The organism is Micromonospora sp. WMMD967 (assembly GCF_029626165.1).
Classification (GTDB): Bacteria; Actinomycetota; Actinomycetes; order Mycobacteriales; family Micromonosporaceae; genus Micromonospora; species Micromonospora taraxaci.
Window position 1 is genome coordinate 4,621,751 of sequence record NZ_JARUBK010000001.1, and the last position, 22,406, is coordinate 4,644,156.

At 71.7% G+C, this 22,406-nt stretch carries 24 protein-coding genes and 1 pseudogene; 17 read left to right on the forward strand and 8 right to left on the reverse strand.

The features are described from left to right. Positions 1–20: 20 nt before the first annotated feature. On the forward strand, positions 21–938 hold the full coding sequence (locus O7631_RS20725) for an SDR family NAD(P)-dependent oxidoreductase (protein WP_278145752.1): 918 nt from the start codon (positions 21–23) through the stop codon (positions 936–938). A gap of 12 nt (positions 939–950) precedes the next feature. Here the strand turns inward: O7631_RS20725 and O7631_RS20730 are convergent, their stop codons facing one another. Both O7631_RS20730 and O7631_RS20735 read right to left on the reverse strand, forming a co-directional pair. Then, positions 951–2,132, reverse strand: coding sequence for a low temperature requirement protein A (locus O7631_RS20730; RefSeq protein ID WP_278145753.1), 1,182 nt, complete (start codon positions 2,130–2,132; stop codon positions 951–953). Positions 2,133–2,151: 19 nt separating this feature from the next. Beyond that, the gene (locus O7631_RS20735) at positions 2,152–2,574 is read right to left on the reverse strand and encodes a hypothetical protein (RefSeq protein ID WP_269678580.1); all 423 of its coding nucleotides are present in this window, start codon (positions 2,572–2,574) and stop codon (positions 2,152–2,154) included. Positions 2,575–2,759: 185 nt separating this feature from the next. Between O7631_RS20735 and O7631_RS20740 the strand changes: the two genes are divergently transcribed. Together O7631_RS20740 and O7631_RS20745 are read left to right on the forward strand one after the other, a co-directional pair. Continuing rightward, complete coding sequence (locus O7631_RS20740) at positions 2,760–3,845, forward strand: S-(hydroxymethyl)mycothiol dehydrogenase (protein ID WP_278145754.1); 1,086 nt, start codon at positions 2,760–2,762, stop codon at positions 3,843–3,845. Next, positions 3,845–4,474 (forward strand): MBL fold metallo-hydrolase, encoded by a 630-nt coding sequence (locus O7631_RS20745; protein WP_278145755.1) that lies wholly within the window; start codon positions 3,845–3,847, stop codon positions 4,472–4,474. Before O7631_RS20740 ends, O7631_RS20745 begins: the two co-directional genes overlap by 1 nt. Before the next feature lie 21 nt (positions 4,475–4,495). Here O7631_RS20745 and tsaA read toward each other — a convergent pair whose 3' ends face one another. Further along, positions 4,496–4,924 carry a tRNA (N6-threonylcarbamoyladenosine(37)-N6)-methyltransferase TrmO gene (tsaA, locus tag O7631_RS20750; protein ID WP_278145756.1) on the reverse strand — a complete coding sequence of 143 codons (429 nt, stop codon included), beginning with the start codon at positions 4,922–4,924 and terminating at the stop codon, positions 4,496–4,498. 48 nt (positions 4,925–4,972) lie between these two features. Between tsaA and O7631_RS20755 the strand changes: the two genes are divergently transcribed. Continuing rightward, positions 4,973–5,443 (forward strand): VOC family protein, encoded by a 471-nt coding sequence (locus O7631_RS20755; RefSeq protein ID WP_278145757.1) that lies wholly within the window; start codon positions 4,973–4,975, stop codon positions 5,441–5,443. A 554-nt stretch (positions 5,444–5,997) separates the two neighbouring features. Beyond that, on the forward strand, positions 5,998–6,711 hold the full coding sequence (locus O7631_RS20760; RefSeq protein ID WP_269678585.1) for a hypothetical protein: 714 nt from the start codon (positions 5,998–6,000) through the stop codon (positions 6,709–6,711). 60 nt (positions 6,712–6,771) lie between these two features. Here O7631_RS20760 and O7631_RS20765 read toward each other — a convergent pair whose 3' ends face one another. Next, positions 6,772–8,142 (reverse strand): hypothetical protein, encoded by a 1,371-nt coding sequence (locus O7631_RS20765; protein WP_278145758.1) that lies wholly within the window; start codon positions 8,140–8,142, stop codon positions 6,772–6,774. Positions 8,143–8,470: 328 nt separating this feature from the next. Between O7631_RS20765 and O7631_RS20770 the strand changes: the two genes are divergently transcribed. The 5 genes and pseudogenes from O7631_RS20770 to O7631_RS20790 all read left to right on the forward strand — a co-directional run bounded on the left by O7631_RS20770 (position 8,471) and on the right by O7631_RS20790 (position 13,697). Next, positions 8,471–8,782, forward strand: a complete 312-nt coding sequence (locus O7631_RS20770; protein WP_278145759.1) for a MazG-like family protein — start codon at positions 8,471–8,473, stop codon at positions 8,780–8,782. Positions 8,783–9,816: 1,034 nt separating this feature from the next. After that, complete coding sequence (locus tag O7631_RS20775; protein WP_278145760.1) at positions 9,817–10,380, forward strand: hypothetical protein; 564 nt, start codon at positions 9,817–9,819, stop codon at positions 10,378–10,380. Between the two features lie 439 nt (positions 10,381–10,819). Next, positions 10,820–11,818, forward strand: coding sequence for a hypothetical protein (locus tag O7631_RS20780; RefSeq protein ID WP_278145761.1), 999 nt, complete (start codon positions 10,820–10,822; stop codon positions 11,816–11,818). A gap of 150 nt (positions 11,819–11,968) precedes the next feature. Beyond that, a pseudogene (locus tag O7631_RS20785) lies at positions 11,969–12,945 on the forward strand (pirin family protein). 83 nt (positions 12,946–13,028) lie between these two features. Continuing rightward, positions 13,029–13,697: a hypothetical protein gene (locus tag O7631_RS20790; protein WP_278145762.1), complete on the forward strand. Its 669-nt coding sequence runs from the start codon at positions 13,029–13,031 to the stop codon at positions 13,695–13,697. Between the two features lie 362 nt (positions 13,698–14,059). On the opposite strand, the gene O7631_RS20795 is transcribed toward O7631_RS20790, so the two are convergent. Then, complete coding sequence (locus O7631_RS20795) at positions 14,060–14,725, reverse strand: DUF1345 domain-containing protein (RefSeq protein ID WP_278145763.1); 666 nt, start codon at positions 14,723–14,725, stop codon at positions 14,060–14,062. A gap of 42 nt (positions 14,726–14,767) precedes the next feature. Continuing rightward, positions 14,768–15,040, reverse strand: coding sequence for a DUF2795 domain-containing protein (locus O7631_RS20800; RefSeq protein ID WP_278145764.1), 273 nt, complete (start codon positions 15,038–15,040; stop codon positions 14,768–14,770). 155 nt (positions 15,041–15,195) lie between these two features. Here O7631_RS20800 and O7631_RS20805 point away from each other — a divergent pair, with 155 nt between their 5' ends. The 5 genes from O7631_RS20805 to O7631_RS20825 all read left to right on the forward strand — a co-directional run bounded on the left by O7631_RS20805 (position 15,196) and on the right by O7631_RS20825 (position 18,617). Beyond that, the gene (locus O7631_RS20805) at positions 15,196–15,606 is read left to right on the forward strand and encodes a DUF2267 domain-containing protein (RefSeq protein ID WP_088989826.1); all 411 of its coding nucleotides are present in this window, start codon (positions 15,196–15,198) and stop codon (positions 15,604–15,606) included. Between the two features lie 219 nt (positions 15,607–15,825). Continuing rightward, positions 15,826–16,851, forward strand: coding sequence for a TerC/Alx family metal homeostasis membrane protein (locus O7631_RS20810; RefSeq protein WP_278145765.1), 1,026 nt, complete (start codon positions 15,826–15,828; stop codon positions 16,849–16,851). Between the two features lie 75 nt (positions 16,852–16,926). Then, positions 16,927–17,526, forward strand: a complete 600-nt coding sequence (locus O7631_RS20815; protein ID WP_269678596.1) for a sulfite oxidase-like oxidoreductase — start codon at positions 16,927–16,929, stop codon at positions 17,524–17,526. Positions 17,527–17,533: 7 nt separating this feature from the next. Then, complete coding sequence (locus tag O7631_RS20820; protein WP_278147980.1) at positions 17,534–18,298, forward strand: ferredoxin reductase; 765 nt, start codon at positions 17,534–17,536, stop codon at positions 18,296–18,298. Between the two features lie 25 nt (positions 18,299–18,323). Further along, positions 18,324–18,617, forward strand: coding sequence for a DUF6510 family protein (locus tag O7631_RS20825; protein ID WP_278145766.1), 294 nt, complete (start codon positions 18,324–18,326; stop codon positions 18,615–18,617). 16 nt (positions 18,618–18,633) lie between these two features. On the opposite strand, the gene O7631_RS20830 is transcribed toward O7631_RS20825, so the two are convergent. Beyond that, the gene (locus O7631_RS20830; protein WP_278145767.1) at positions 18,634–19,278 is read right to left on the reverse strand and encodes a hypothetical protein; all 645 of its coding nucleotides are present in this window, start codon (positions 19,276–19,278) and stop codon (positions 18,634–18,636) included. A 136-nt stretch (positions 19,279–19,414) separates the two neighbouring features. Here O7631_RS20830 and O7631_RS20835 point away from each other — a divergent pair, with 136 nt between their 5' ends. Together O7631_RS20835 and O7631_RS20840 are read left to right on the forward strand one after the other, a co-directional pair. Next, positions 19,415–19,942: a GNAT family protein gene (locus tag O7631_RS20835; protein WP_278145768.1), complete on the forward strand. Its 528-nt coding sequence runs from the start codon at positions 19,415–19,417 to the stop codon at positions 19,940–19,942. 78 nt (positions 19,943–20,020) lie between these two features. After that, positions 20,021–21,322: an NAD(P)/FAD-dependent oxidoreductase gene (locus O7631_RS20840; protein WP_278145769.1), complete on the forward strand. Its 1,302-nt coding sequence runs from the start codon at positions 20,021–20,023 to the stop codon at positions 21,320–21,322. Here the strand turns inward: O7631_RS20840 and O7631_RS20845 are convergent. Next, complete coding sequence (locus O7631_RS20845; RefSeq protein WP_278145770.1) at positions 21,293–22,381, reverse strand: AI-2E family transporter; 1,089 nt, start codon at positions 22,379–22,381, stop codon at positions 21,293–21,295. The genes O7631_RS20840 and O7631_RS20845 overlap by 30 nt on opposite strands. Positions 22,382–22,406: the final 25 nt, after the last annotated feature.

Consider the following 22,406-nt stretch of genomic DNA (forward strand, 5'->3'; position numbering starts at 1 on the left):
CGTCAGGAGAGGAGCACCCCGTGCAGAGGTTCGAGTTCGCCGGGGCCACGGCCGTGGTCACCGGAGCGGCCAGCGGCATCGGTGCCGCGTTGGCGCACGCCCTGGCCCGCCGGGGCAGCGACCTGGTGCTGCTGGACCGCGACGCGGAGCGGCTGGACACCGTCGTCACCGCGATCCGCGGGGCGCACCCGCACCGTCAGGTGCACACGTACGTGGTGGATCTCGCCGACGCGACGGCCACCGCCCAGGTGGCCGCGGAGATCGGCCAGCGGCACCCGCGCGTACGCCTGCTGGTGAACAACGCCGGCGTCGGCCTCGGAGGCCGGTTCGACCAGGTGACGTTCGACGAGTTCAGCTGGGTGATCGACGTCAACTTCCGGGCCGTGGCGCAGCTGACCCACGCGCTGCTGCCCACCCTCCGGGCGGAACGCGGCGCGCACCTGGTCAACATCTCCAGCCTGTTCGGGCTGATCGCGCCGGCCGGGCAGGCCGCGTACTCGGCGAGCAAGTTCGCCGTGCGCGGCCTCACCGAGGCGCTGCGCCACGAACTGGTCGACGACGGCATCGGGGTGACGTCGGTGCACCCGGGCGGGATCCGCACCCGCATCACCGAGAACGCCCGCATCGGCAGCGGCGTCTCCCACGAGGAGTACGCGGCCGGCCGGGCCCAGTTCGAGAAGCTGCTCACCATCGCGCCGGAGCGGGCCGCCGAGGTGATCCTGCGTGGCGTCGAGCGGCGTCGGGGCCGGGTGCTGATCGGCTGGTCGGCGAAGCTGCCCGACCTGCTGGCCCGGGTGCTGCCGGCCTCGTACAACCGGCTCCTGGTCACCGGCCTGAACCGGGGCGTCGTCCGCCCGACCCCGACGCCCGCCACCGGCGTGCCCACGCAACGCCCCGCCGCCGAGGCCGCTGTCGACCCGGCCCGCGACGCGGCGTGACCGTCGACGCTGTCAGGCCGGGTTGGCGACCGTCGCGCTGGGCCCGACGTCCCGCCTACGCAGCAGCACGGTCACCGTCACCAGGGCGACCAGCAGGGCCGCGAGGACATACACCGGGGCCGGGCCGAGCGGCGCGAGCAACGCGAGCAGCGCGACGACCGGGAAGGCCACGACCACACCGCCGTGCTGCTGCCGGCGGACGTGCAGCACCCAGATCGTGAGCAGGAAGACCGCGACGGGGATGCCCACCGCGTACCCGGCGGTGCTCTCGGAGATGTGCGCGAGGTCCCGGTCGACGTCCACCGCCGCGCCCAACCCGGCCCCGATCGCGGCGATCGCCGCGAACACCAGGTAGTGGCCGTAACCCCAGACGAGGGAGTACGGCAACCGGTCGGGCGCCTCGATCGGCCGGTCGAAGTAGAGCCACCACAGCGCGAACACGATGACCGCGCCCGCTGCCGCGAGCGACCACAGATCGTGTTCGCCGGCGTTGAGTCCGTCCTGGATCGCCAACGAGACGGCAGCCACCGCCTCACCGAGCACGATCAGGGTGAACAGCCCGTACCGCTCGGTGATGTGCGCCGGGTGCCACGGGGTCATGCCGGGGCGTTCGGCCACCGCCGGCACCGCCAGGTCGGCCAGCCCCAGCAGCACGAACGACGCGAGGCCCCACTCGTCGGGCAGCGACAGACGCAGCAGCCACCCGAGCTGTACGACCGTCACGCCGATCGCGTAGCGGCGCGCCGCCGCCCGGTGCGCGAGGTCGCCGACGGCGGCTCGGGTCCAGTGCACGACAGCGGCCAGCCGCCCCACCACGTACCCGTAGGTGATGACGCTGAAGTCGCCGTCGGTGAACGCCCGGGTCACCCCGGAAGCGATGATCAACGCCCCGGCGATCTGCACCAGAGTGGTGATCCGGTAGACGTCGTCGTCGGTGTCGTACGCCGAGGCGAACCAGGTGAAGTTCATCCACGACCACCAGATCGCGAAGAAGACCATCAGGTAGCTGGTCAGGCCGTGGCCGACGTGACCGTCGGCGACGTCGTGGTGCAGGTTGCCGGCGGCCTGCGCCACGGCCACCACGAAGCACAGGTCGAAGAAGAGTTCCAGCGGCGTGGCCGCGCGGTGCGGCTCGTTGCGGCGATGGGGCCGCATCGGCCGGTAGAACGGCCGTACCGGGCGGGAGTCGGTCAACTGCGCTCCTCGGCGCGGATCAGGAGCGCCGCCGACGACCGTGGGTCAGCCCCTCCAGCACCAGGGTCAGCCCCGCGCCGACCAGCCAGACGTCCTTGGCCAACCCCGCACCCTGCTGGGTCGGGCGGATGCTGCCGGGTTCCCGCAACCCCGGCGTCTTCAGGTACAGCTGCACCAGGCCCGCGCCGAACGCGGTCAGACCCAGCCCGACCAGGGGCGCCGGGACGAACGGCGCGATCAGCGCGGCCCCGAGGGCGACCTCCGAGTACGCCAGCAGCTTCGCGAAGCGCGCCGGCTCGAACTGACCCAGCTGCGGCACGGCCGTCACCGCCATCCCGTGCATGCTCTCCGCGGCGGCGCCCTCCAGGTTCCGTTTCTGCAGGCCCGAGTTGAGGAAGTACGCACCGATGCTGACCCGTAGCGGCAGGTGTGCGAGTTTCATTGTCACTCCCGTTGGCCGTGGTCGAATGCGGCCCGCGTACCCCGGACCGCCCGCGATAACCGCCAGGCGGGCTGGGCTGGCCGTGGTGGTCGCGGTAGGTTCGCCGAGGGCCCAGCGCCGAGCCCGTGGCACCCCCGCCTCCGCTCGGCGTCCGGCCCTGCCGCAGACCACCAGCAGGAGGCGAAGTGAGCCAGCAAGTCCGGGGAGTCATCTCCCGCAGCAAGGGCGCGCCGGTCGAGGTCACCACCATCGTGGTGCCCGATCCCGGCCCCGGTGAGGCCGTCGTCCGGATCCAGTCCTGCGGTGTCTGCCACACCGACCTGCACTACCGCGAGGGTGGCATCAACGACGACTACCCCTTCCTGCTGGGCCACGAGGCGGCGGGCATCGTGGAGCAGGTCGGCGAGGGCGTCACCGACGTCGCCCCGGGCGACTTCGTCGTCCTCAACTGGCGTGCGGTCTGCGGCGACTGCCGCGCCTGCCGCCGAGGCCGTCCCTGGTACTGCTTCAACACCCACAACGCGAAGCAGCGGATGACGCTCACCGACGGCACCGAACTCGCCCCGGCGCTGGGCATCGGCGCGTTCGCCGAGAAGACCCTGGTGCACGCCGGGCAGTGCACCAAGGTGGACCCGGCCGCCCGACCGGCTGCCGTGGGTCTGCTCGGCTGCGGGGTGATGGCGGGGCTGGGCGCCGCGATGAACACCGGCAACGTCACCCGGGGCGACTCGGTCGCCGTGATCGGCTGCGGTGGTGTCGGCGACGCCGCTGTCGCCGGTGCCGTCCTGGCCGGCGCCACCACGATCGTCGCGGTGGACACCGACAGCCGCAAGCTCGACTGGGCCCGCCAGTTCGGCGCCACCCACACCGTGAACGCCTCGGAGGCCGACCCGGTCGAGGCGATCCGTGCCGCCACCGGTGGCTTCGGCGCCGACGTGGTGATCGACGCCGTGGGTCGACCGGAGACCTGGAAGCAGGCGTTCTACGCCCGTGACCTGGCCGGCACCGTGGTGCTGGTCGGCGTACCGACGCCGCAGATGCAGATCGACCTGCCCCTGCTGGACGTCTTCGGACGCGGCGGCGCCCTCAAGTCGAGCTGGTACGGCGACTGTCTGCCCAGCCGGGACTTCCCCATGCTCACCGAGCTGTACCTGCAGGGCCGGCTCGACCTCGACGCGTTCGTCACCGAGGAGATCACGCTCGACCAGGTCGAGAACGCGTTCGAGCGGATGCACCACGGCGACGTGCTGCGCTCGGTGGTGGTGTTCTGATGACGGCTCGCATCGACCGGGCGGTCACCGCCGGCACGTTCTCGTTGGACGGCCAGACGTTCGACGTGGACAACAACGTCTGGGTGATCGGTGACGACAGCGAGTGCGTCGTCCTGGACGCCCCGCACGACGTGGCCGCGATCCTCGCCCTGGTGGGTGACCGGCAGGTCCGCGCGATCCTGGCCACCCACGCCCACGACGACCACGTCCGGGTGGCGCCCGAGCTGGCCGAGGCCACCGGCGCGCCGGTGTTGCTGCACGCCGCCGACCGGGTGCTGTGGGACATGGTCCACCCGCACCTGCCCCCGCACGGCGAACTGCACGACGGGCAGAGCATCGAGGTGGGCGGCACGACGCTGCGGGTGCTGCACACCCCCGGGCACAGCCCCGGCGCGTGCAGCTTCCACGCCCCGGACCTGGGCGTAGTCTTCACGGGAGACACGCTCTTCGCCGGCGGTCCGGGTGCGACAGGTCGCTCGTACAGCGACTTCGACACCATCGTCAGGTCGATCCGTACCCGCCTGCTCACCCTGCCGTCGGAGACGGTCGTGCACACCGGCCACGGTGACGACACCACCATCGGCGCGGAGGCCCCGCACCTTGAGGAGTGGTTGGCGCGCGGCCACTGAGCCCGCGTGCGGGTGCGCGGCTCAGCGCTCGTCAGCCGCCCCTAGCACCGGCTTGACGTCCAGGATCGGGGTGCCGTCGAGGGCCTCCAGGTCGGCCACCTCGATGCGCAGCCCGTCCACGCTGAGGACCCGCACCCGGTGCAGGCCGATGGGGTTGGGCCGGTGCGGGGACCGGGTGCTGAACACCCCGGTCTCCGGCCGGCTCCGGTCGCCGCGAGGGTGCACCACCAGCACGTCGCGCCGGGCGCGGTCCAACCAGGTCAGCACCAGCAGCTCCGCGCCTGCCTGCAGCTCGCGCACGGCCGGGCCGACCTGCGCGTCGAAGATCAACCAGGCGGTGGGGGCGCCCTCGTCACCCTGCCGCGGAGCGTCCGCCGCGTCGGTCAGCGGCGAGGCGACCCGGCCGACCGGGCGCAGGAGGTACGTCTCGTCGTGCGGTGTCCCGGCCATGACGCTCCCTTCCCGACGGTGCGAGCCTACGGCGTTAGGATCGCGCGCATGGCCGCCGAGCACCCCGCACCTGTCGTCCGTCAGCTGCGCCTCGTGGTGGAGGCCGACGACTACGACGCTGCCGTCGCGTTCTTCCGGGACGCGCTCGGCCTGCCCGAGGAGGCGGAGTTCGTCAGCGACGGCGACGCCCGGGTGATGATCCTGGACGCCGGCCGCGCCACCCTGGAGATCGCCAACCCGGCCCAGAAACGCATGATCGACGAGGTCGAGGTGGGACGGCAGGTCGCCCCCCGGATGCGGGTGGCCTTCGAGGTGGACGACGCCGAGGCGACCACCTCCCGGCTGGTCGCCGCGGGGGCGAGCGAGGTCGCGCCGCCGACGCGTACCCCGTGGGAATCTCTCAACTCCCGCCTCGACGCCCCCGCGGGCCTGCACATCACCGTCTTCCAGGAGTTGCTCGCGCCGGACGTGCGGGCGGGGACGCGGGATGCGGAGCCCGGACGTGACAGCGACAACTGAGTCCGACAGTTCCCGGGCCGCGGCTCTCACCCCGGCGCAGACGGCGGCCCTGGCCCACGTCCGCTGCGGCGAGCCGCACGCCAACCTCACCCACAGTGTTGGGTCCGTAGTTCACTCACGGTAGCGGCAAACCACCCGCCGCCCGCCTCCCCAGCACGGTGAATTCCCCCTTTGCTCTGCACCCAGATCGGCACCATGGGCGCTGAGCTGCGGACGAACCGTTTCCGCCCGCCGGAGGACTTCCGCGCCGCCGTCACGCGCGGTGTCCGGTGCGTGTAGGGGTGCAGAGCAAAGGGTGTCGACGACGTTCCGCCTGCGAGCGCTGAAGTCGCTCTGCGTCACCATCGTCGGGTGTTGCGGCCAGCGAGCCGCGTCTGTCCGGTTCTGCGCCGTGACCGGGACCGCAGCCAGCCGACGTGAGGCCATTTCCGGAATGACCGACACGTCAACCCGGTTGTGTCCCCCGTACCGCCGGAGCCCAAACCCTTTTCCGCGGTCATCTCCCGAGGAGTGTTCACCCCGGAGCGCTCCGCACGATCGAAAGGGCAACCATCGTGAAGGTCGACTTCACTCGATGGCTCCCCGCCATCGCTAAGGACTCGTACCGCAAGACCGCGCTGAGCGTCGCGGGTGTGGCTGCCCTCGGCGGCCTGGCCCTCGCGCCGACCGCAGTCGCCGCTCCGGTCACCACCGGACCTCACCAGGGCGCCGTCGCCGCCATCGACCTCGCCACCGGCAAGGCCGCCACCTCGGCCCAGCAGGACGACCAGCCCGTCGAGTCGGGCCTGACCACCGGCTCCGCCACCGGCAAGCCGCCGGCCGGCAAGCCCAGCCGAGCCCAGCTGATCCCGCACGGCATCGAGGGCGCCCAGTCGCGCATCCCGCTCGACGACGCGCAGCTCGCCAACGCCCGGCACATCGTCGACGCCGCCAAGAAGACCGGCGTCGGTGACCGGGGCGCGGTGATCGGCGTGGCCACCTCGCTGCAGGAGTCGAAGCTCTACAACCTCGGCCACCTGGGCGCGTACAACGACCACGACTCGCAGGGCCTATTCCAGCAGCGCCCGTCATCCGGTTGGGGCACGCCCGACCAGATCACCGACCCGGAGTACTCCGCCACCGCGTTCTTCAGCGCACTCAAGAACGTGGGCGGCTGGCAGGACCTGCCGCTGACCACCGCCGCGCAGACCGTCCAGGTCTCCGCGTTCCCGTACGCGTACGCGCAGTGGGAGGAGCAGGCGGCGGACATCGTCCAGCAGCTCTGGTGACACCCGCACACGCACGCGCCGGCCGGTCCCCACGTGGGGACCGGCCGGCGTCGTCATGTCTCAGCAGGCCGGATAGAGGCGGCGGGTGCCGACGCCGGCGGCGTACGCCTCCCGGTCGCTGAACCGGCAGCCGTAGTCGGGCCGCGCCACCACCGCCGGGTCGGTCACGGTGTCGCCGGCCGGGCGCTTGCCGGTGCGTACCCAGGCAACCAGGTCGTCCCAGGCGGCGCCGGCCTCGGCCGGGGTGAACTCGCAGTGCTGCGTGGCCCGGATGGCCCGTTGGACCACCAGCTTGCCGCGGCCGTGCCGCGCCACGTCCGTGGCATACGCCTGCTCCATGCTGAACGGCACGAACAGGTCACCGAGACCATGCAGGCTGAGCACCGGCGCGGTGGGCCGACCGGCGATCCGCGGCACCTCCGTCAGGGTCGGCAGGAGCCGCTGCACCGGGTTCTCCGGCGCGACCCTCCGCACCGTGGCGTTGACGTCGACCGGGCTGTTCGGGGCGTACCGGGTGAGCAGGTTGGTGGAGAGTTGCCCGGGCCGCTGGGCGGGGGAGTTGCCACTCCCGGTGGGCACGCTGATCGAGAAGAGGAAGTCCTTCCAGACCGCGAACGCCGCGTCCGCACCCGGACGCGGCCCGCCCGAACGGTTCACCGTGATGGCCCGCAACTGCTTACCCCGGTCCGTGGTGGTGTCCGGCCCGGTGGGGGTCAGCCCGGCCAGACCGAGTGCCACCTGGATCCGGGGTACGGCGTTCGTCAGGTAATCGGCCGGCGTCGGGTACGCCGGCACCCCGGCGAGAGTCTGCGCGACCAGGTTGTAGTCAAGGTAGAAGTCGAGCAACGTCTGGTCGCCGAGCACCCCGCACATCGGCAGCGCCCCGTCGTAGAAGCCGGGGTACTGCTCCAGCGAACGACCGATGACGTACCCGCCCATCGACACCCCGGCGACGTACGTGTGCTGCGGCCGGCGGATCGTCCGCCCGAAGTGGTCGGCGAGATCCTTCGTGCCCAGCACCCCCGAACGGATGTCGAAGCCGTTCCTGTCGTACGACGACGACGCCCAGGCGTACCCCTGCTCCAGGAGTCGCTCGCGCAGCCCGAAGCCCGGCGGCTCCGGCGAGAGCACAGTGCCCTGACCGCGGTAGCCGTGCGCCCACAACACCAGGTCACCGTTCCACCGGGCGGGAACCTCGATGATGTACCCGGCGTGGCGGTGCACGCCCTGGCGTACCGTCGTCGGCTTGCCGCCCACGACCAGCGGCGTCAACGGCGGATTCTCGATGGTGTACCCGGGTAGCGGTCCCCCGCCCCTCGGGTCGCGGCCGGTGGCGGCGGCCGGCGCGGCACCGGCCAGCCCGACCGCCAGAGTCAGCGTCGCGGTGGCGGCGAGCAGCCGGCGGAGGGTACGAACGGGTGCGGACAGCATCGATGCTCCCCATCGGACGGACGTCGCCCGGGGGCGACCAGGCGGGACGGTTGCCTACCGGCCGGTAGCGTCCTGAACCTAGGACCGCCGTCGACCAGTGTCAATGGCTGCGCTGATCGGCCGGTCAAGCCCGACTGTCCGGCTGATCAGCCCTCGGGCTCGTGCGCCGTCAGTGCTCGGTGAGGCCCTTCGCGCGTTGACCCGGCCGCCCGTGCGCGCGGGATGCGGACCGCCGTCCATCCCGGGTCAGCCGGCGTGCTGGTCGGTGAGGTGCCCGTCCGGTACCCGGCTGCGTGAGCAGGCGGACCTCTCGGGTTGACTTGTCGCCGTGGACGAGTCGATCTGGGAGGCGGCCCGCGCGTCGCGGAGCTGGTTGGACAACGCGAACGGCACCGGGCAGACCGAACTGACCTGCCGCATCCTGAAGCTGACCGAGGAGGCGGGGGAGGCGTCCGCCGCCTGGATCGGCCTGCTCGGGCAGAACCCGCGCAAGGGCGTCACCCACACCCGTGAGGACGTCGCCGCCGAGCTGGCCGACGTCGCCTTCACCGCGTTGGTGGCCATCGAGAGCCTGGGGTTGGACGCCCAGACGGTCCTGGGCACCTGTGCCGCCAAAGTCCGCTCCCGCCTCGCCACCTGAACGAGTCCACCACCCGCCGTCCCCGTCCCGGCTTGGCTCGCTTGGCCGGTTTGTTCGCCTGGCCCGCTGGCCCGCTGGCCCGCTGGCCGGTTGGCCGGTTGGCCCGCTGGCCGGTTGGCCCGCTGGCCGGTTGGCCGGTTGGCCGGTTGGCCCGGTTGGCGCGGTTGGCCCGGTGGCCCGGTGGCCCGCGGCTGGCCTCGTCAGCTTCGGCCACGCTCTCCTGTGGCTCTGGTCTTACGCGCCCGCTCGGCGCGGCTCTGTTTCGTGATCGACTCGGTTTCCGTGAAGTCGGGGTGTCAGACCGCCTCGGATGCCCCGGTTTTCAAGAAGTCGAGTGGATCGAGCGCGGTTCGTGAGGTCCGTGCCCTACGTGGTGCCCTGTTCCGAAGGTGGCTGGCCTGCATCCAGTCGTTACGCGAGTCCGGTTTGTCGGCGTTGGCCCACCAGCATGCCTTGATCGACTCCGTTTCGGCGAAGTCGCGGTATCAAACCCTCACGGATACCGCGATATCGGCGAAGTCGTGTGGATCATCGTGAGTTTGGGGTGTTCTGCCCGCCAGTCTGGGTGGTTGGACACCTGGGGTCAGGGTTGACCCGTCCGTTTTGGTCCGTTTGGGCGGTGTTGGCGTGTGGGCGGGGGCACGTGTCGGGCGGAATGATGGCCGGGTCGGGGTCGTTGCACACCCTGACGATCGCAGGACCACGCCCCTGCCGGGCGCGATGGTCCGCCCCGGGAATGGCCCCCGGCCCCGGGTCGTTACACCTGGACCCCGCCCGACCGGCACCCCGCGCTTCACCGGGTGCCAACGGAACCGGCCGACCCCGGGAATGACCCCGGCCCCCGGGTCGTTACACACGGATCCGGCGCCGCGAGCCCTCCGCTCGCAGGCCGCCGACCCCGGTGCGACACGCCCCCCCGGCCTGTCGGTCACCGAATCCCCCTCAAGACTTTCCCCGTTTGTTGCAGCGCCGGACGAGGTGCTCACACCCGTGCGATCTAGGCGGGTGTCTTTACCCCCGAAGGAGCTTCCCCCATGAACACGATCATGCGTAAGAGTGTGCTGTCTGTTGCTGGTCTGGCGTTCGCCGGTGGTGTGTTCGCCGGTCCGATCGCCGCCCACGCCGCTACTGCGACCGTGGACGCCAAGCCCGTTGCCGCCGCGGCGCAGACGGCGCCGAAGCCGCAGGGCGAGCAGTCGCACATCACCCTCAACGACGAGCAGACCGCCAACGTCAAGGCGATCATCGCCGCCACGAAGAAGGCCGGTCTCCCGGAGCGGGCCGCGGTGATCTCGATCGCGACGAGCTTGCAGGAGTCGAAGTTGGAGAACCTGGGCCACCTCGGCGACGCCAACGACCACGACTCGCTGGGCTTGTTCCAGCAGCGGCCGAGCTCGGGTTGGGGCACGCCGGAGCAGATCACCGACCCGGCCTACTCGACGACCGCGTTCCTCAAGGGCCTCAAGCAGGTCGACGGGTGGCAGGACATGGCGCTGACGGATGCCGCGCAGACCGTGCAGGTCTCCGCCTACCCCGACGCGTACGCCCAGTGGGAGCAGCAGGCCACCGACCTCGTCACCCAGCACTGGAACAGCTGACCCACCGCAACACCGCAACATCGATTGCTGGCCGGCACCCCCACCCGGGTGCCGGCCAACGGCATATCCACCACCGAACACCGCCGACCACCGACCACCGTCGACCACCGACCACCGTCGACCACCGACCACCGTCGACCACCGACCACCGCCGACCACCGACCACCGTCGACCACCGACCACCGTCGACCACCGCCGCCGACCGCCGCCATCGCCGCGCGAAGGCGGCGGCGGCACGTCGCGAAGGCGGTAGCCGGTCCTTCGCCGCTGTCCGACCGTAGATCTTGGACAGTTTCCGTTCACGCGTAACGGAAACTGTCCAAGATCTCGCGTTCGGCGACCGTTCGGCAACGTAGTGGAGTGGCGCTGGTGGCACGGAGTGATCCGATCGGCCGGCGGGTACGTACCTCCCGTCGGGGACCGGCGGAGGGACAGAGGCATGACCGCGGTGGGGTACGGCACGAACCAAGAACCGGAGGCGCCGCCGGAACCCGCCGGTGACGACGTACCGCTGCGGTGGTCCACGGGGTCCCGCCTGCTGGTGGCTGCCGCGGCTGTCGTGCTGCTGCTGGGCGCGGCCGCGGTGGCGGTGGTCGTCGCAGCCCCCGGGCGGCTCGGCACGATCCACGCTGGTGGATCGGACGGCAGCCGGCCCGACGGCACCCGGCCCGACGGCACCCGCCCGGACGGCACCCGGCCCGACGGCGTTGGTCGCGCGGGGGGCGTCGTCGACCCGGACGCGGCTGATGGTCGACCCGGTGGGTCGGCCACCGACGAGCGGCTGCTCACGGCGCCACTGGCGGATCGGCGGAAAGGCACCTTCGTGCTCGCGGACGGGGTGTCCTCGTTCGACCTGCGGGTGGCCGAACTGGGCAACGACCTGTACCGGATCAGCAGCCCGGCCGACTCGTCAGTGGTGGGTCGACCGACCGTCTCGGGGGAGACCGTCCGACTCGAACTCGCGGAGTCCGGGGAACGTGGCGACCGGGCCGTGCGGGTGCTGCTCAACGAGCGGGTCGCCTGGCGTCTGCACCTCGTCGGCGGGGTGAGCCGTCAGGTCCTGGACCTGAGCCGGGGCCGGTTGCTGGGCGTGGAACTCGTCGGCGGGTCGGCCCACACCGAGATCCTCCTGCCACCGATCACCGCGGAACGCACCGGCGGCGCGTCCGGTGCCGGCAGCCCGGAGGGCGCCACCATCCTGACGGTACGACTCATCGGTGGGACCAGTCAGCTCGACATCCGGCTGGCAGGGGAGACGCCGGTGCGGGTTCGCGTGGGAGCGGGCGCCGGTTCAGTCGCGCTGGGCACCGACCGCTGGGATGGGGTGGGCGCGGGTGCGGTCCTCGGTACGCCGGGTTGGGACCGTGCGACCGAACGGCTCTACCTGGACCTGGTCGCGGGAGCGAACCGGGTGACGGTGTCCGCCGGCGGCCGATGACCGAGCGGCCGATAACCGAGCGACCGATAACCGAGCGACCGATAACCGAGCGGCCGATGACCGAGCGGCCGATAACCGCGGCCGGTGAGCCGAGCAGTCGCCGAACAGAAGCGCTGCGGCCGTGGGTGGGCGTGAGCGTACAGTCGGGCGGTGGAGCGTACCGAGTCGATGCTGGCGCAGACCCGACCACCTGGCGTGGCCGACGTTGATCCCGGCAGTGTGCTGTTGCCCGGCCACGACGTGCCGTTGGGTCGGTACACCACTGTGCGGCGACTGTTGCCGCAGCGTCCCCGCCGCATGGTCGGCGCGTGGTGTTTCGTCGACCACTTCGGCCCGGACGATGTGGCGCAGCGGCCCGGCATGGAGGTGCCACCGCACCCGCACACCGGCCTGCAGACGGTGACCTGGCTGCTGGAAGGGGAGATCCTGCACCGGGACAGCCTCGGCAACGTGCAGCCGATCCGGCCCGGCCAGTTGAACGTGATGACCTCCGGGAACGGCATCGCCCACTCCGAGCGGTCGCCGGCCGTCCACCCACCGCTGATGCACGGCGTACAGCTGTGGGTGGCGTTGCCGGACTCGGCGCGCGCCGGCGGGGCGGACTTCGCGCACCACGCCGACCTGCCGCGCTGGCGCGACGGCGAGGTGGACGTCACGGTGCTGGTCGGTGAGTTCGGCGGGCAGCGGTCGCCGGCGGTGGTGCACACCCCGTTGGTGGGGGTCCAGCTGGAGCTGGGCGGTGAGGCGCCGACGACGTTGTCGTTGCGGCCCGACTTCGAGTACGCCGTGCTGGCGATGTCCGGTTCGGCGGAGGCGCCGCCGGGGTGGGGTTCGAGCCGGGGGCGTTGCTCTACCTGGGTACGGGCCGCCGCGAGCTGACCGTGCGGGGAGGGTCGGGGGCGCGGTTGCTGTTGCTGGGCGGTACGCCGTTCGAGGAGCCGCTGGTGATGTGGTGGAACTTCGTCGGCCGGTCGCACGAGGAGATCGTCGCCGCCCGGGAGGACTGGATGGCGGGGGACGCGCGCTTCGGTGTGGTCGCCGACGATGCGGCGCCGCCGCTGCCGGCGCCTGCCCTGCCCACCACCCGCCTCAAGGCCCGCGACCGTACCGGTGGCCAGCACGGCTGACGGGCCGGGCCGGGCTGGCAGCCCCGGCTCGCACCCGCGTGCAGCCCGCGTGTGACGTGTCGGTCGCGCGGGTAGTCGCCGGCATGCCGACCACTCTGATCACCCCGATGGCGGACCGGAAACGCCTGGCGCGCCGGCTCGCCGGCACGGGGCGGGGCTTCGCCGAGCAGTACGGCTTCCGGGTGACCAACAACCCGGCGAGCCTGTTCCAGGTGCTCTATCTGGCGGTGCTGCTGGCCCGTCGGGGTGACTTCCGCCGGGCGTTGGACGGTGCCCGGGCGTTGCGCGACGAGGGCTGGGACAGCGCGGCAGGGTTGGCCCGTTCGCTGCACGAGGACCGCGTGCGGGTGTTGCGGGCCAGCGGTCAGCGAGGCGACGTGGACGCCCTCTCCGCCGTGCTGGGCGACCTGGCTCGCACAGTGGTCGAGCGGTACCGGGGCGATGTGCGCCGGTTGCGGGCGTTGGCGCACCACGATCCGGCTCGGGAGCGGAAGCTCCTCGCCGAGCTTCCCGGTGTCGACGGCCAGGTCGTCGACCTGTTCCTCCGCGAGGCGCAGGCGTTGTGGCGGGAGGTGGCCCCGGTGGCCGACCGGCGTGCGTTGGCGGCGGCTCGTCGGCTCGGGCTGGGCAGGTCGGCGGACGATCTGGCCGGCCTGGCCAGCGGGGAGTCGGAGCAGCTCGCCTGGCTGGTGGGGGCGCTGGCGCGGGTCGACCTTGAGCACCGGTACGCGGAGGTGAGCGGCCGATCATGACGTGCCGTGGCCCACACTTCGCCAAATACTGACCGAACGGGGGATGTTCTGTCGTATGGTTGGACCCGGCAGTGCTGACCGCTCGGTTCGAGCGGCCATCCACCGCCTGGTGGCGGCACCCGGTTCGGGTGCGGTTCACCGCCTGGGCAGGTTTGCGTGGCGCCCCAGGTCGCGGTTCGTGACCAGGGGGCGCCCGCCTGTCCCGGCGATCGTTCACCCCTCGCCCCGTGCCGTCCCCGGGGCCGCCAGCAGGCCGCAGCGCCGCCACCGCCGCCAGCCAGCAGGGCGCAGCGCCGCCAGCAGGCCGCACCACCGTTCAGCAGGCCACACCGCGACGCCCGACGCAGACCGCGAGGAACGAGTCAGCGCGCCAGGCCCGCCAGCAGGTTCACTGTCACGGCGATGATGAACGCCCCGAACAGGTACGACACCATCGAGTGCCGCAGCACCGTACGACGCATCTCGTTGCTGGTCAGGTTGGTGTCGGACACCTGGAACGTCGCGCCGATGGTGAACGCGACGTACGCGAAGTCGGAGTAGCAGGGCGGCTCGGACTGGTTGAAGTTCACCCCGCCATCCGGGCCGGTGTAGTAGATCCGGGCGTACCGGGCGGCGAACACGGTGTGCACCACGAACCAGGAGAGCACCACGCTCAGCACGCCCAGCCCGCTGTGCAGCTCGCGGGTCAGGCCGGGAGGCGCGCCCTGGGCGCTGGCCACGACCAACCCCACGGCCAGCAGGCTGGCCAGGCAGGCGACGAGCAGGAGCGCGTCGCGGATCGCCCGGTTCGGGTCCTCGTGCACGGCCAGTTGGGCGGTCCGTTCGGCGTCCATCGGCCAGATCTTGAGCCACACCAGCACGAGCCAGCTCAGCGCGCCCACGTCCCAGCCGGCCAGCGCGGCGAGGTGCAGCGGCAGCAGCAGCGCGAAGAGGCCGCCGGCGACGACGCCGACCACCGCCACCACGGCGAGCTGCCGCGCGGCGGGGAAACGCACCTCCACGGGCCGGGACGGGCTGGTGTGGGTCATCGGTGACGAGTCCGGGTCTGGGCGGTCGACGTCACCGCCGGGTCAGATGCCGCGCAGATGCTGCGAGACCCGGTTGTGCTTCTTGTCCCGGGCCTGCTCGGCCCGCTTGGCGGCGCCCACCTCGGGTGCCGCCTCGATCCCGGCAGAGCGGGCCACCTCGGTCCCGTTGGCGTAGTCGACCGGCGGCAGGGCGCGCAGCGCCTTCAGCACGTCCGGCGGGGCGCCCTCCCGCTCGGCCTCACGGACCACGTCGGCCTTCTCGGCCGGGTAGTCCAGGCTCGACAGGTACTGCAGGACCTCGGCGTAGCTCGCCATGGCAGGGGCTCCCTCGGGCATCGATGTGGTGACGACCGGCGGCGGTTACCCGCCCGCCGGCCGGTCACGCCCGCCGGGCGGAGGAAACCCCGCCGTTTCCGCCGGGTCGCGGCGGGTAGTCGCAGACGCCCACGCGAGCCCAGAGGGAGTACGCGATGAACTACGACACCTTCATCGACCAGGTTTCCCAGCGCACCGCGACGTCGTCCGAGCGGGCGGTGGAGCTGACCCGGGCGGTGTTGGAGACGTTCGCCGAGCGGTTGACCGGCGGGGAGGTCCTGGACCTGGCCGTTCAACTGCCGCAGCCGTTGCAGTTGGTGCTCAAGCCCAGCCCGAGCACCGAGCAGGCCGATCGGTTCGGTGCGGCCGAGTTCGTCGCCCGGGTGGCGTTGCGTGCCGGTGTGGAGGAACCTGCCGCCGACGACGCCGTCCGGGCGGTCTTCACCACCCTGCGCGAGGCGATCACCGGTGGGGAGTTCGACGACGTGGTGACCCAGTTGCCGCGTGACTACCGGGGTCTGGTCGAGCAGGCGCTGGCACCGGGCGTGACGCTTCGTCGCGCCTGACGGCGCGGCCTTCCCGGCCGCACACAGCTGTTTACCAGGGCAACCATCGATGTCCCGCTTGGCGTGGCGATTCGGCCTGGCCTAACCTTGTCGTGCGAGGGGAGTACTTCCCACGAACCATTCCGGTCAGTACGGCGCGCCCGGCGCGCCTCGGGTGGTTGCCCATCACGGTGATGGGTGAAGGAGACCTCGAACATGACGGTGTTCGAGGAGACCCCAATGAGCGAAGTGTCGTACCTGTCCGCCGCCAGTGACCTGTCGTCGGTCGGCACGCCCACGCTGTGGGCGGTCACGATCCTCGGCGTGATCCTGCTGCTGGTGTTGGACTTCCTGGTCACCCGACGCCCGCACGAGGTGTCGATGCGGGAGGCCGTCGGCTGGTCGGCGTTCTACATCGCCCTGCCGCTGGCGTTCGGCGCCTGGATCTGGTCCCGCTACGGCTCCCAGCAGGGCGTGGAGTACCTCACCGGTTACCTGGTGGAAAAGTCGCTCTCGGTCGACAACCTCTTCGTCTTCATGCTGCTGCTGGCCGCGTTCGCGGTGCCGGCGGTGCTGGCCCAGCGGGTGCTGCTCTACGGCATCGCCGGCGCGTTGGTGCTGCGGGCCGTGTTCATCGCCCTCGGCGCGGCCGCGTTGCAGACCCTCGACTTCGCCTTCCTGCTCTTCGCGATCATCCTCATCGCCACGGCGGTGAAGCTGCTGCGTGACGCCTTGTCCGGGCACCAGCAGGAAGTCGACATCAACAAGATGCGCTCGGTGAAGCTGCTGCGCAGGATCATGCCGGTGGTCGACGAATACCACGGCACCAAGATGACCGTCCGACAGGGCGCGAAGCGGGCGCTGACCCCGTTCGCCCTGGTGGTGGTCGCGGTGCTGGCCACCGACGTCGTCTTCGCCGTCGACTCGGTGCCGGCGGTCTACGGCATCACCGAGGACCCGTACCTGGTCTTCGCCACCAACGCGTTCGCCCTGCTCGGCCTGCGGGCGCTCTACTTCGTCCTGCACGCGGCGCTGAGCCGACTGGTGCACCTCAGCTACGGCCTCGCCATCATCCTGGCGTTCATCGGCCTCAAGCTGGGCCTGCACTGGGCGCACGGCATCTGGGACAGCGTGCCGCAGATCCCCACCCTGGCCTCGCTCGGCGTGATCATCGGTGTGCTGGTGGTGGTCACCGTGACCAGCCTGCGCGCCACCCGGGGCGGCGACCTCCCCGAGGACCGCAAGGTCGTCGCCGAGCGGCACTGACCGCGCCGCGCCGGGCGACGAGGGGGTACGCGGGAAAGCCTCCGCCCCCACCGGCGCGGGTGGTACGACTGTGCAATGGGAATCGTGTCACCGGGTTTTCAGGGTCGGCCCCGCACACAGGAGCCGGCCCTGCCGCCCGGCCAGTACCTGACCGAGGACTTCCCGGTGCTCTCGGCCGGCCCGACGCCCCGGGTCTCCCTGGACACCTGGGAGTTCGTCATCTCCGCCGAGAACGGCAGCGAACACCGCTGGTCGTGGCAGGAGCTGATGGCCCTGCCGCAGGAGACGCCGCACGTGGACATCCACTGCGTCACCCGCTGGTCGAAGCTCGGCACCAACTGGCAGGGCGTCTCCCTGGACACTCTGCTCGCCGACGTCGACACGGGGGCGCACTTCGCGCTCGCGCACTCCTACGGCGGCTACAGCACGAACCTGCCGCTGGACGATCTGCGCGGCGGCCGGGCGTGGGTGGCGCACACTTTCGAGGGCGCTCCGCTGGCCGCCGAGCACGGCGGCCCGGCGCGGCTGCTGGTGCCGCACCTGTACTTCTGGAAGTCCGCCAAGTGGGTGCGCGGGATCCGGCTCAAGACGATGGACGAGCCGGGGTTCTGGGAGACCGCCGGCTACCACGACTACGGGGACCCGTGGCGCGAACAGCGGTACCAGGGTGACTGAGCGCGCCGTGGCGACGAGCAGCCCGCCCCGGACGGCCAACCGCTGGCAGGTCGGTCGGCTGGTGGAGCGCCGGGTGGAGACACGTACCGCGCAGACCCTGGTGCTGGAGGTGCCGGACTGGCCGGGTCACCTGCCCGGGCAGCATGTCGACCTGCGCCTCACCGCCCCGGACGGCTACCAGGCGGCCCGGTCGTACTCGATCGCCGGACCGGTCGTGGACGGCCCGGGCGGCCCGCGCATCGAGGTGACCGTCCAGCGCGTGCCCGACGGCGAAGTGTCCCCGTACCTCATCGATGTCTTCGGCGACGGCGACCCGGTGGAGGTCCGCGGACCGCTCGGTGGGTGGTTCATCTGGCGGCCGGAGGAGACCGCGCCGGTGCAGCTCGTCGCCGGCGGCTCCGGGATCGTGCCGTTGATGGCGATGATCCGGGCCCGCCGCGCCGCCGGCAACAAGGCCGCGTTCCGGCTGATCTACTCGGTGCGCACCCCCGCCGACGTGATCTACGCCGACGAGCTGCGCCGCCGGGTCCGCGACGACTTCGGCCTGGACGTCGCGTACGTCTACACCCGCGAGGCGCCCGAGGGCTGGCGCGGCGAGCCGCACCGCATCGGGCTGGCCGACGTCAACACCCACGGTTGGCCACCGGACCTGCAACCGCTCACCTACGTGTGCGGCCCGACCGCGTTCGTGGAGACCGTCGCCGACCTGATGGTGGGGCTCGGGCATCCGTCGCGGCGGGTCAAGACCGAACGCTTCGGCCCCACCGGCTGACTCACACCCCTGTCGAGGAGATCCAATGACCGAGATGTCGTACGTGGACGGCAACATGCTCGACGGCCCGATGCGCGAGCTGTTGACGGTTGACCTGAGCAGCGCGATGGGCCGCTGTGAGAACTGCGGGATGACCGGCTCGATGGCCAGCCTGCACGTCTACTCGCACGCCCCGGGGCTGGTCGCACGCTGCCCGTCCTGCGAAGCGGTGATGATGCGACTGGTGCGTGGGCCGGACCGGGCCTGGCTGGACATGCGCGGCACGACCTTCCTCCAGGTCCCCATGCCGATGCAGCAGCCGTTCTCCGGCCCGCTCTGACGAGCAGGCACCCCGGTCAGACCCGGAGGAGGTCGTAGGCCCGGGCGAGGTCGTCGGCCCAGGCCGAGTCGTGGTCCCGTTCGAACGCGCGGTGCAGGCGGTCGCGTACCGCCTCGCGGCGCAACCAGTCGCCCTGAGGGCTCGGCTTCCTCTTCACGACGTCGAGTCCGCTGACCATCTCGGCGAGGTGACGGTCTGCCGACGAGGTGGGCGTGGCGTCCCAGACGTCGAGGAATCGTTCGACGCGCTCGCCGGCCGCGCGGGCCGCGTCGAGGAACGTCGCCGCGTCCTCGAAGGCCCCCAGTCGCGGCGGGTGCTGGGCGAGGAGCGACCGCCACACCGCGTCGAGGTATGCGTCGATGGCCTCCTGCTCGTCCTGCGGCCAGGTGCGCCACTCCTCGCGGGGGAGCTTGCCCAGGATGATGCCGGGATACAGGTCCTCGGACACGACCAGCGACTCGAAAAACACCGGGAGCAGGCTCTTCACGTCGTCGCGGCTGCCGACCGTGTTGCCGAGGCTGATGGTCAGTGAGAACAGGTCGTGCTCGTCGACCAGCACGTCGCCCCTGCAGTGCGGGCAGCCGTCGAGCACCGCCCGGCGCGGGTAGCGGGCGAAGACGTCCCGAACGCGCGCCAGGGCAACAGTGAGATCGTCGTCCACCGGTTGATCCTCGCATCCACCGTCGACGACGGGCTCGCCGATTACTCGGGTGACCCGACCTGTCCCCGGCTTCCTCCGAGGGCAACCCCCTGGTCGGTTGGACAACGGCCGCCCCGGTCGGTCAGAGTGATCGGCCGTGAGATACCTGCGTACCGGCGGTCCCGCCGCGATCCGCCGGCCCCGGCCCGCCGACGTCGACGAGTTCGTCGCCGCCGTGCGGCGCAGCCGGGACCTGCACCACCCGTGGTTGGCCGCGCCGGGCACCCCCGAGGAGTACGACCTCTACCTGCGCCGGATCCGCCGCCGTGACAGCGCGGGCTACCTGATCTGTGACCGGGCCAGTGGTGCGATCGCCGGCTACGTGAACATCAGCGGCATCGTGCTGGGCGCGCTGCGCGGCGGATACCTGGGGTACGCGGCGTTCCTGCCGTACAGCGGGACCGGCCACGCCTCGGCGGGCGTCTCCCTGGTGATCGACCACGCGTTCACCAGTGTCGGGTTGCACCGCCTGGAGGCGAACATCCAGCCGGGCAACGAGCCGTCCCGGCGGGTGGCCCGCAAGCTCGGGTTCCGGCTGGAGGGCTTCTCCCCGGACTACCTGTTCATCGACGGCGCCTGGCGCGACCACGAACGGTGGGCGATCACCGCGCAACCCGCCGCCTGACCGCCGCCTGCCCCCACCCGCCGATCACGGCGGCGCAGCTGGACGTTTGTCCCGGCTCGCGACGGGAAACGGCCCGCAATGACGAAACCTCGTGTGGTGATCGTGGGGGCCGGGTTCGCCGGTTACCACGCGGCGAAGACGTTGAGCCGGATCGCCCGGGACCGGGCCGAGATCGTGGTGCTGAATTCCACCGACTACTTCCTCTACCTGCCGTTGCTGCCCGAGGTGGCCGCCGGGGTGGTCGAGCCCAGACGGATCGCGGTGCCGTTGACCGGGACGCTCAAGAACGTCCGGGTGGTGATCGGCGAGGCGGACCACGTCGACCTGCAGAACCGCTGGGTCGGTTTCACCCAGGCGGAGGGGGACAAGAACCGGCTGGCGTACGACCGGTTGGTGCTCGCCGTGGGCAGTGTCAACAAGTTGCTGCCCATCCCCGGCGTGACCGAGTACGCGCACGGCTTCCGTGGCCTGCCCGAGGCCGTCTATTTGCACGACCACATCGTGCGGCAGATCGAGTTGGCCGAGCAGGCCGAGGACCCGGCCGAGCAGCAGGCGCGGGCCACGTTCGTGGTGGTCGGGGCGGGTTACACCGGAACCGAGGTCGCCGCCCACGGGCAGTTGTTCACCGACGCGTTGCACGCCCAGCGGCCCCGGCTCACCGTCCGCCCGCGCTGGATGCTGCTCGACGTCGCGTCCCGGGTGCTGCCGGAGCTGGACAAGCGGATGTCGGACACCTCGCACAAGGTGCTCAACCGGCGGGGTGTGGACGTCCGGATGGGCACGTCGGTGGCCGAGGCGACCTGCGACGGGGTGAAGCTCACCGACGGCGAGTACGTGCCGACCTGCACCCTCGTGTGGTGTGTGGGGGTGCGGCCCGACCCGTTCGTGAACGAGCTGGGTTTGCGTACCGACCGGGGCCGGTTGGTGACCGACGAGTACCTCAACGTGCCCGGCTACCCGGAGGTGTTCGCCATCGGTGACGCCGCCGCGGTGCCCGACCTGCTCAACCCTGGGAAGGTGTGCGGGATGACCGCGCAGCACGCGCAGCGGCAGGGCAAGCGCGCGGCGCACAACATCGCCGCGTCGTACGGTTTCGGCAAGCGCAAGCCGTACAAGCACCACGACCTGGGCTGGGTGGTCGACCTGGGCGGCAAGGACGCGGCGGCGAACCCGTTGCACGTCAACCTGGGTGGGCTGCCGGCGAAGGTGGTCACCCGCGCGTACCACCTGATGGCGATGCCGGGCAACCGGACGCGGGTGAGCGCCGACTGGGCCCTGGACGCCGCGCTGACCCGGTCGGCGGTGCAGCTGGGCCTGGTGCCGGCCAACGCGGTGCCGTTGGAGAGCACCTCACCGGAGGTCGCGAGCCGGGCCCGCTGACCGGGCATCGTCCGGCGGGGCGGGATCGGGCCGACGCGGCCCGTACTCCCGCAGCAGGGTCTGGACGATGCCGGCGGCGGGGATGGCCAGCAACGCGCCGAGCAGGCCGGCCAGCTCCGCCGCGAGCAGCACGCTGACCAGCACGGTCAGCGGGTTGAGCCGCACCGCCCGGGAGAGGATCAACGGTTGTAGCAGGTGGTTCTCCACCTGCTGGTAGACCACGAAGAAGACCAGCACCACCAGCCCGGCGGTGGGGGAGTGCAGGAACCCCGCCCCGGCCGCGATCACCGCTCCGAGGGTCGCGCCGACCAGCGGTATCAGGTCGGCCACCGCTACCAGCAGGGCGATCACGGCCGCGAACGGCACCCCGGTGAGGGCCAGCACCAGGTAGGTCAACAGCCCGCAGATCACGCTGATCAGCAGGTTGCCGGTGAGGTAGCCGGTGACGGTCCGGGACACCTCCCAGCCGACCCGGCGCAGTCGCTCGCCCTGACCGTCCCCGGCCGCTGCGAGCAGGCCGCGGGTGATCCGCGGGGCCTCCAACACCATGAGGTACGCCAGGACGATGACCGTGATCAGCCCGGCGACCGTCTCGACCACGCCCCGCAGCACGCCCACAGCGGGTTGACGCAGCTGGCTTCCGAGGTCGCGCAGTTGGTCGGAGTGTTCGTCGACGTAACGTCGCGCCCCGCTGCGTTCCAGAAGCCGCCCCAGCGGGCCCTGGCCGGTGCGGGCGTCGTGCAGCAGTGCGGGGGCCCGGTCGGCGAACCGGCCCACCTCGTCGAGCAGCGGCACCAGGATCAGCGCGGCCAGGATCGCCAGCAGCACGAACGCGACGAGGAACACCAGCAGCGTGGCCACCGACCGGCGCCGGACGAGGCGGTGTTGCAGCCGGTCGACGATGGGTTTGAGCGCCACGGCGAAGAACGCGGCGACCACGGCCCAGGTCAGCACCCGGCGGGTCGCGTACACGAACGCCAGCGCGAACGCGCTCGCCAGCACCAGACCGATCACGATCAGCGTCCGGCGGGCGGTCGCCCGATCGTCGGCGTTGCTCATCCGGCGCGCCTTCCCCACGCGCGGC

What these genes read in the sequence shown, in the direction of transcription:
- O7631_RS20815 (WP_269678596.1), top strand. Translation starts at nt 16,927, where the DNA reads ATGGGAATCGTGTCACCGGGTTTTCAGGGTCGGCCCCGCACACAGGAG.
- O7631_RS20745 (WP_278145755.1), top strand. Translation starts at nt 3,845, where the DNA reads ATGACGGCTCGCATCGACCGGGCGGTCACCGCCGGCACGTTCTCGTTG.
- O7631_RS20775 (WP_278145760.1), top strand. Translation starts at nt 9,817, where the DNA reads ATGAACACGATCATGCGTAAGAGTGTGCTGTCTGTTGCTGGTCTGGCG.
- O7631_RS20805 (WP_088989826.1), top strand. Translation starts at nt 15,196, where the DNA reads ATGAACTACGACACCTTCATCGACCAGGTTTCCCAGCGCACCGCGACG.
- O7631_RS20840 (WP_278145769.1), top strand. Translation starts at nt 20,021, where the DNA reads ATGACGAAACCTCGTGTGGTGATCGTGGGGGCCGGGTTCGCCGGTTAC.
- O7631_RS20845 (WP_278145770.1), bottom strand. Translation starts at nt 22,381, where the DNA reads ATGAGCAACGCCGACGATCGGGCGACCGCCCGCCGGACGCTGATCGTG.
- O7631_RS20790 (WP_278145762.1), top strand. Translation starts at nt 13,029, where the DNA reads ATGCCGACCACTCTGATCACCCCGATGGCGGACCGGAAACGCCTGGCG.
- O7631_RS20810 (WP_278145765.1), top strand. Translation starts at nt 15,826, where the DNA reads ATGAGCGAAGTGTCGTACCTGTCCGCCGCCAGTGACCTGTCGTCGGTC.
- O7631_RS20800 (WP_278145764.1), bottom strand. Translation starts at nt 15,040, where the DNA reads ATGGCGAGCTACGCCGAGGTCCTGCAGTACCTGTCGAGCCTGGACTAC.
- O7631_RS20825 (WP_278145766.1), top strand. Translation starts at nt 18,324, where the DNA reads ATGACCGAGATGTCGTACGTGGACGGCAACATGCTCGACGGCCCGATG.
- O7631_RS20735 (WP_269678580.1), bottom strand. Translation starts at nt 2,574, where the DNA reads ATGAAACTCGCACACCTGCCGCTACGGGTCAGCATCGGTGCGTACTTC.
- O7631_RS20795 (WP_278145763.1), bottom strand. Translation starts at nt 14,725, where the DNA reads ATGACCCACACCAGCCCGTCCCGGCCCGTGGAGGTGCGTTTCCCCGCC.
- O7631_RS20755 (WP_278145757.1), top strand. Translation starts at nt 4,973, where the DNA reads ATGGCCGCCGAGCACCCCGCACCTGTCGTCCGTCAGCTGCGCCTCGTG.
- O7631_RS20780 (WP_278145761.1), top strand. Translation starts at nt 10,820, where the DNA reads ATGACCGCGGTGGGGTACGGCACGAACCAAGAACCGGAGGCGCCGCCG.
- O7631_RS20765 (WP_278145758.1), bottom strand. Translation starts at nt 8,142, where the DNA reads ATGCTGTCCGCACCCGTTCGTACCCTCCGCCGGCTGCTCGCCGCCACC.
- tsaA (WP_278145756.1), bottom strand. Translation starts at nt 4,924, where the DNA reads ATGGCCGGGACACCGCACGACGAGACGTACCTCCTGCGCCCGGTCGGC.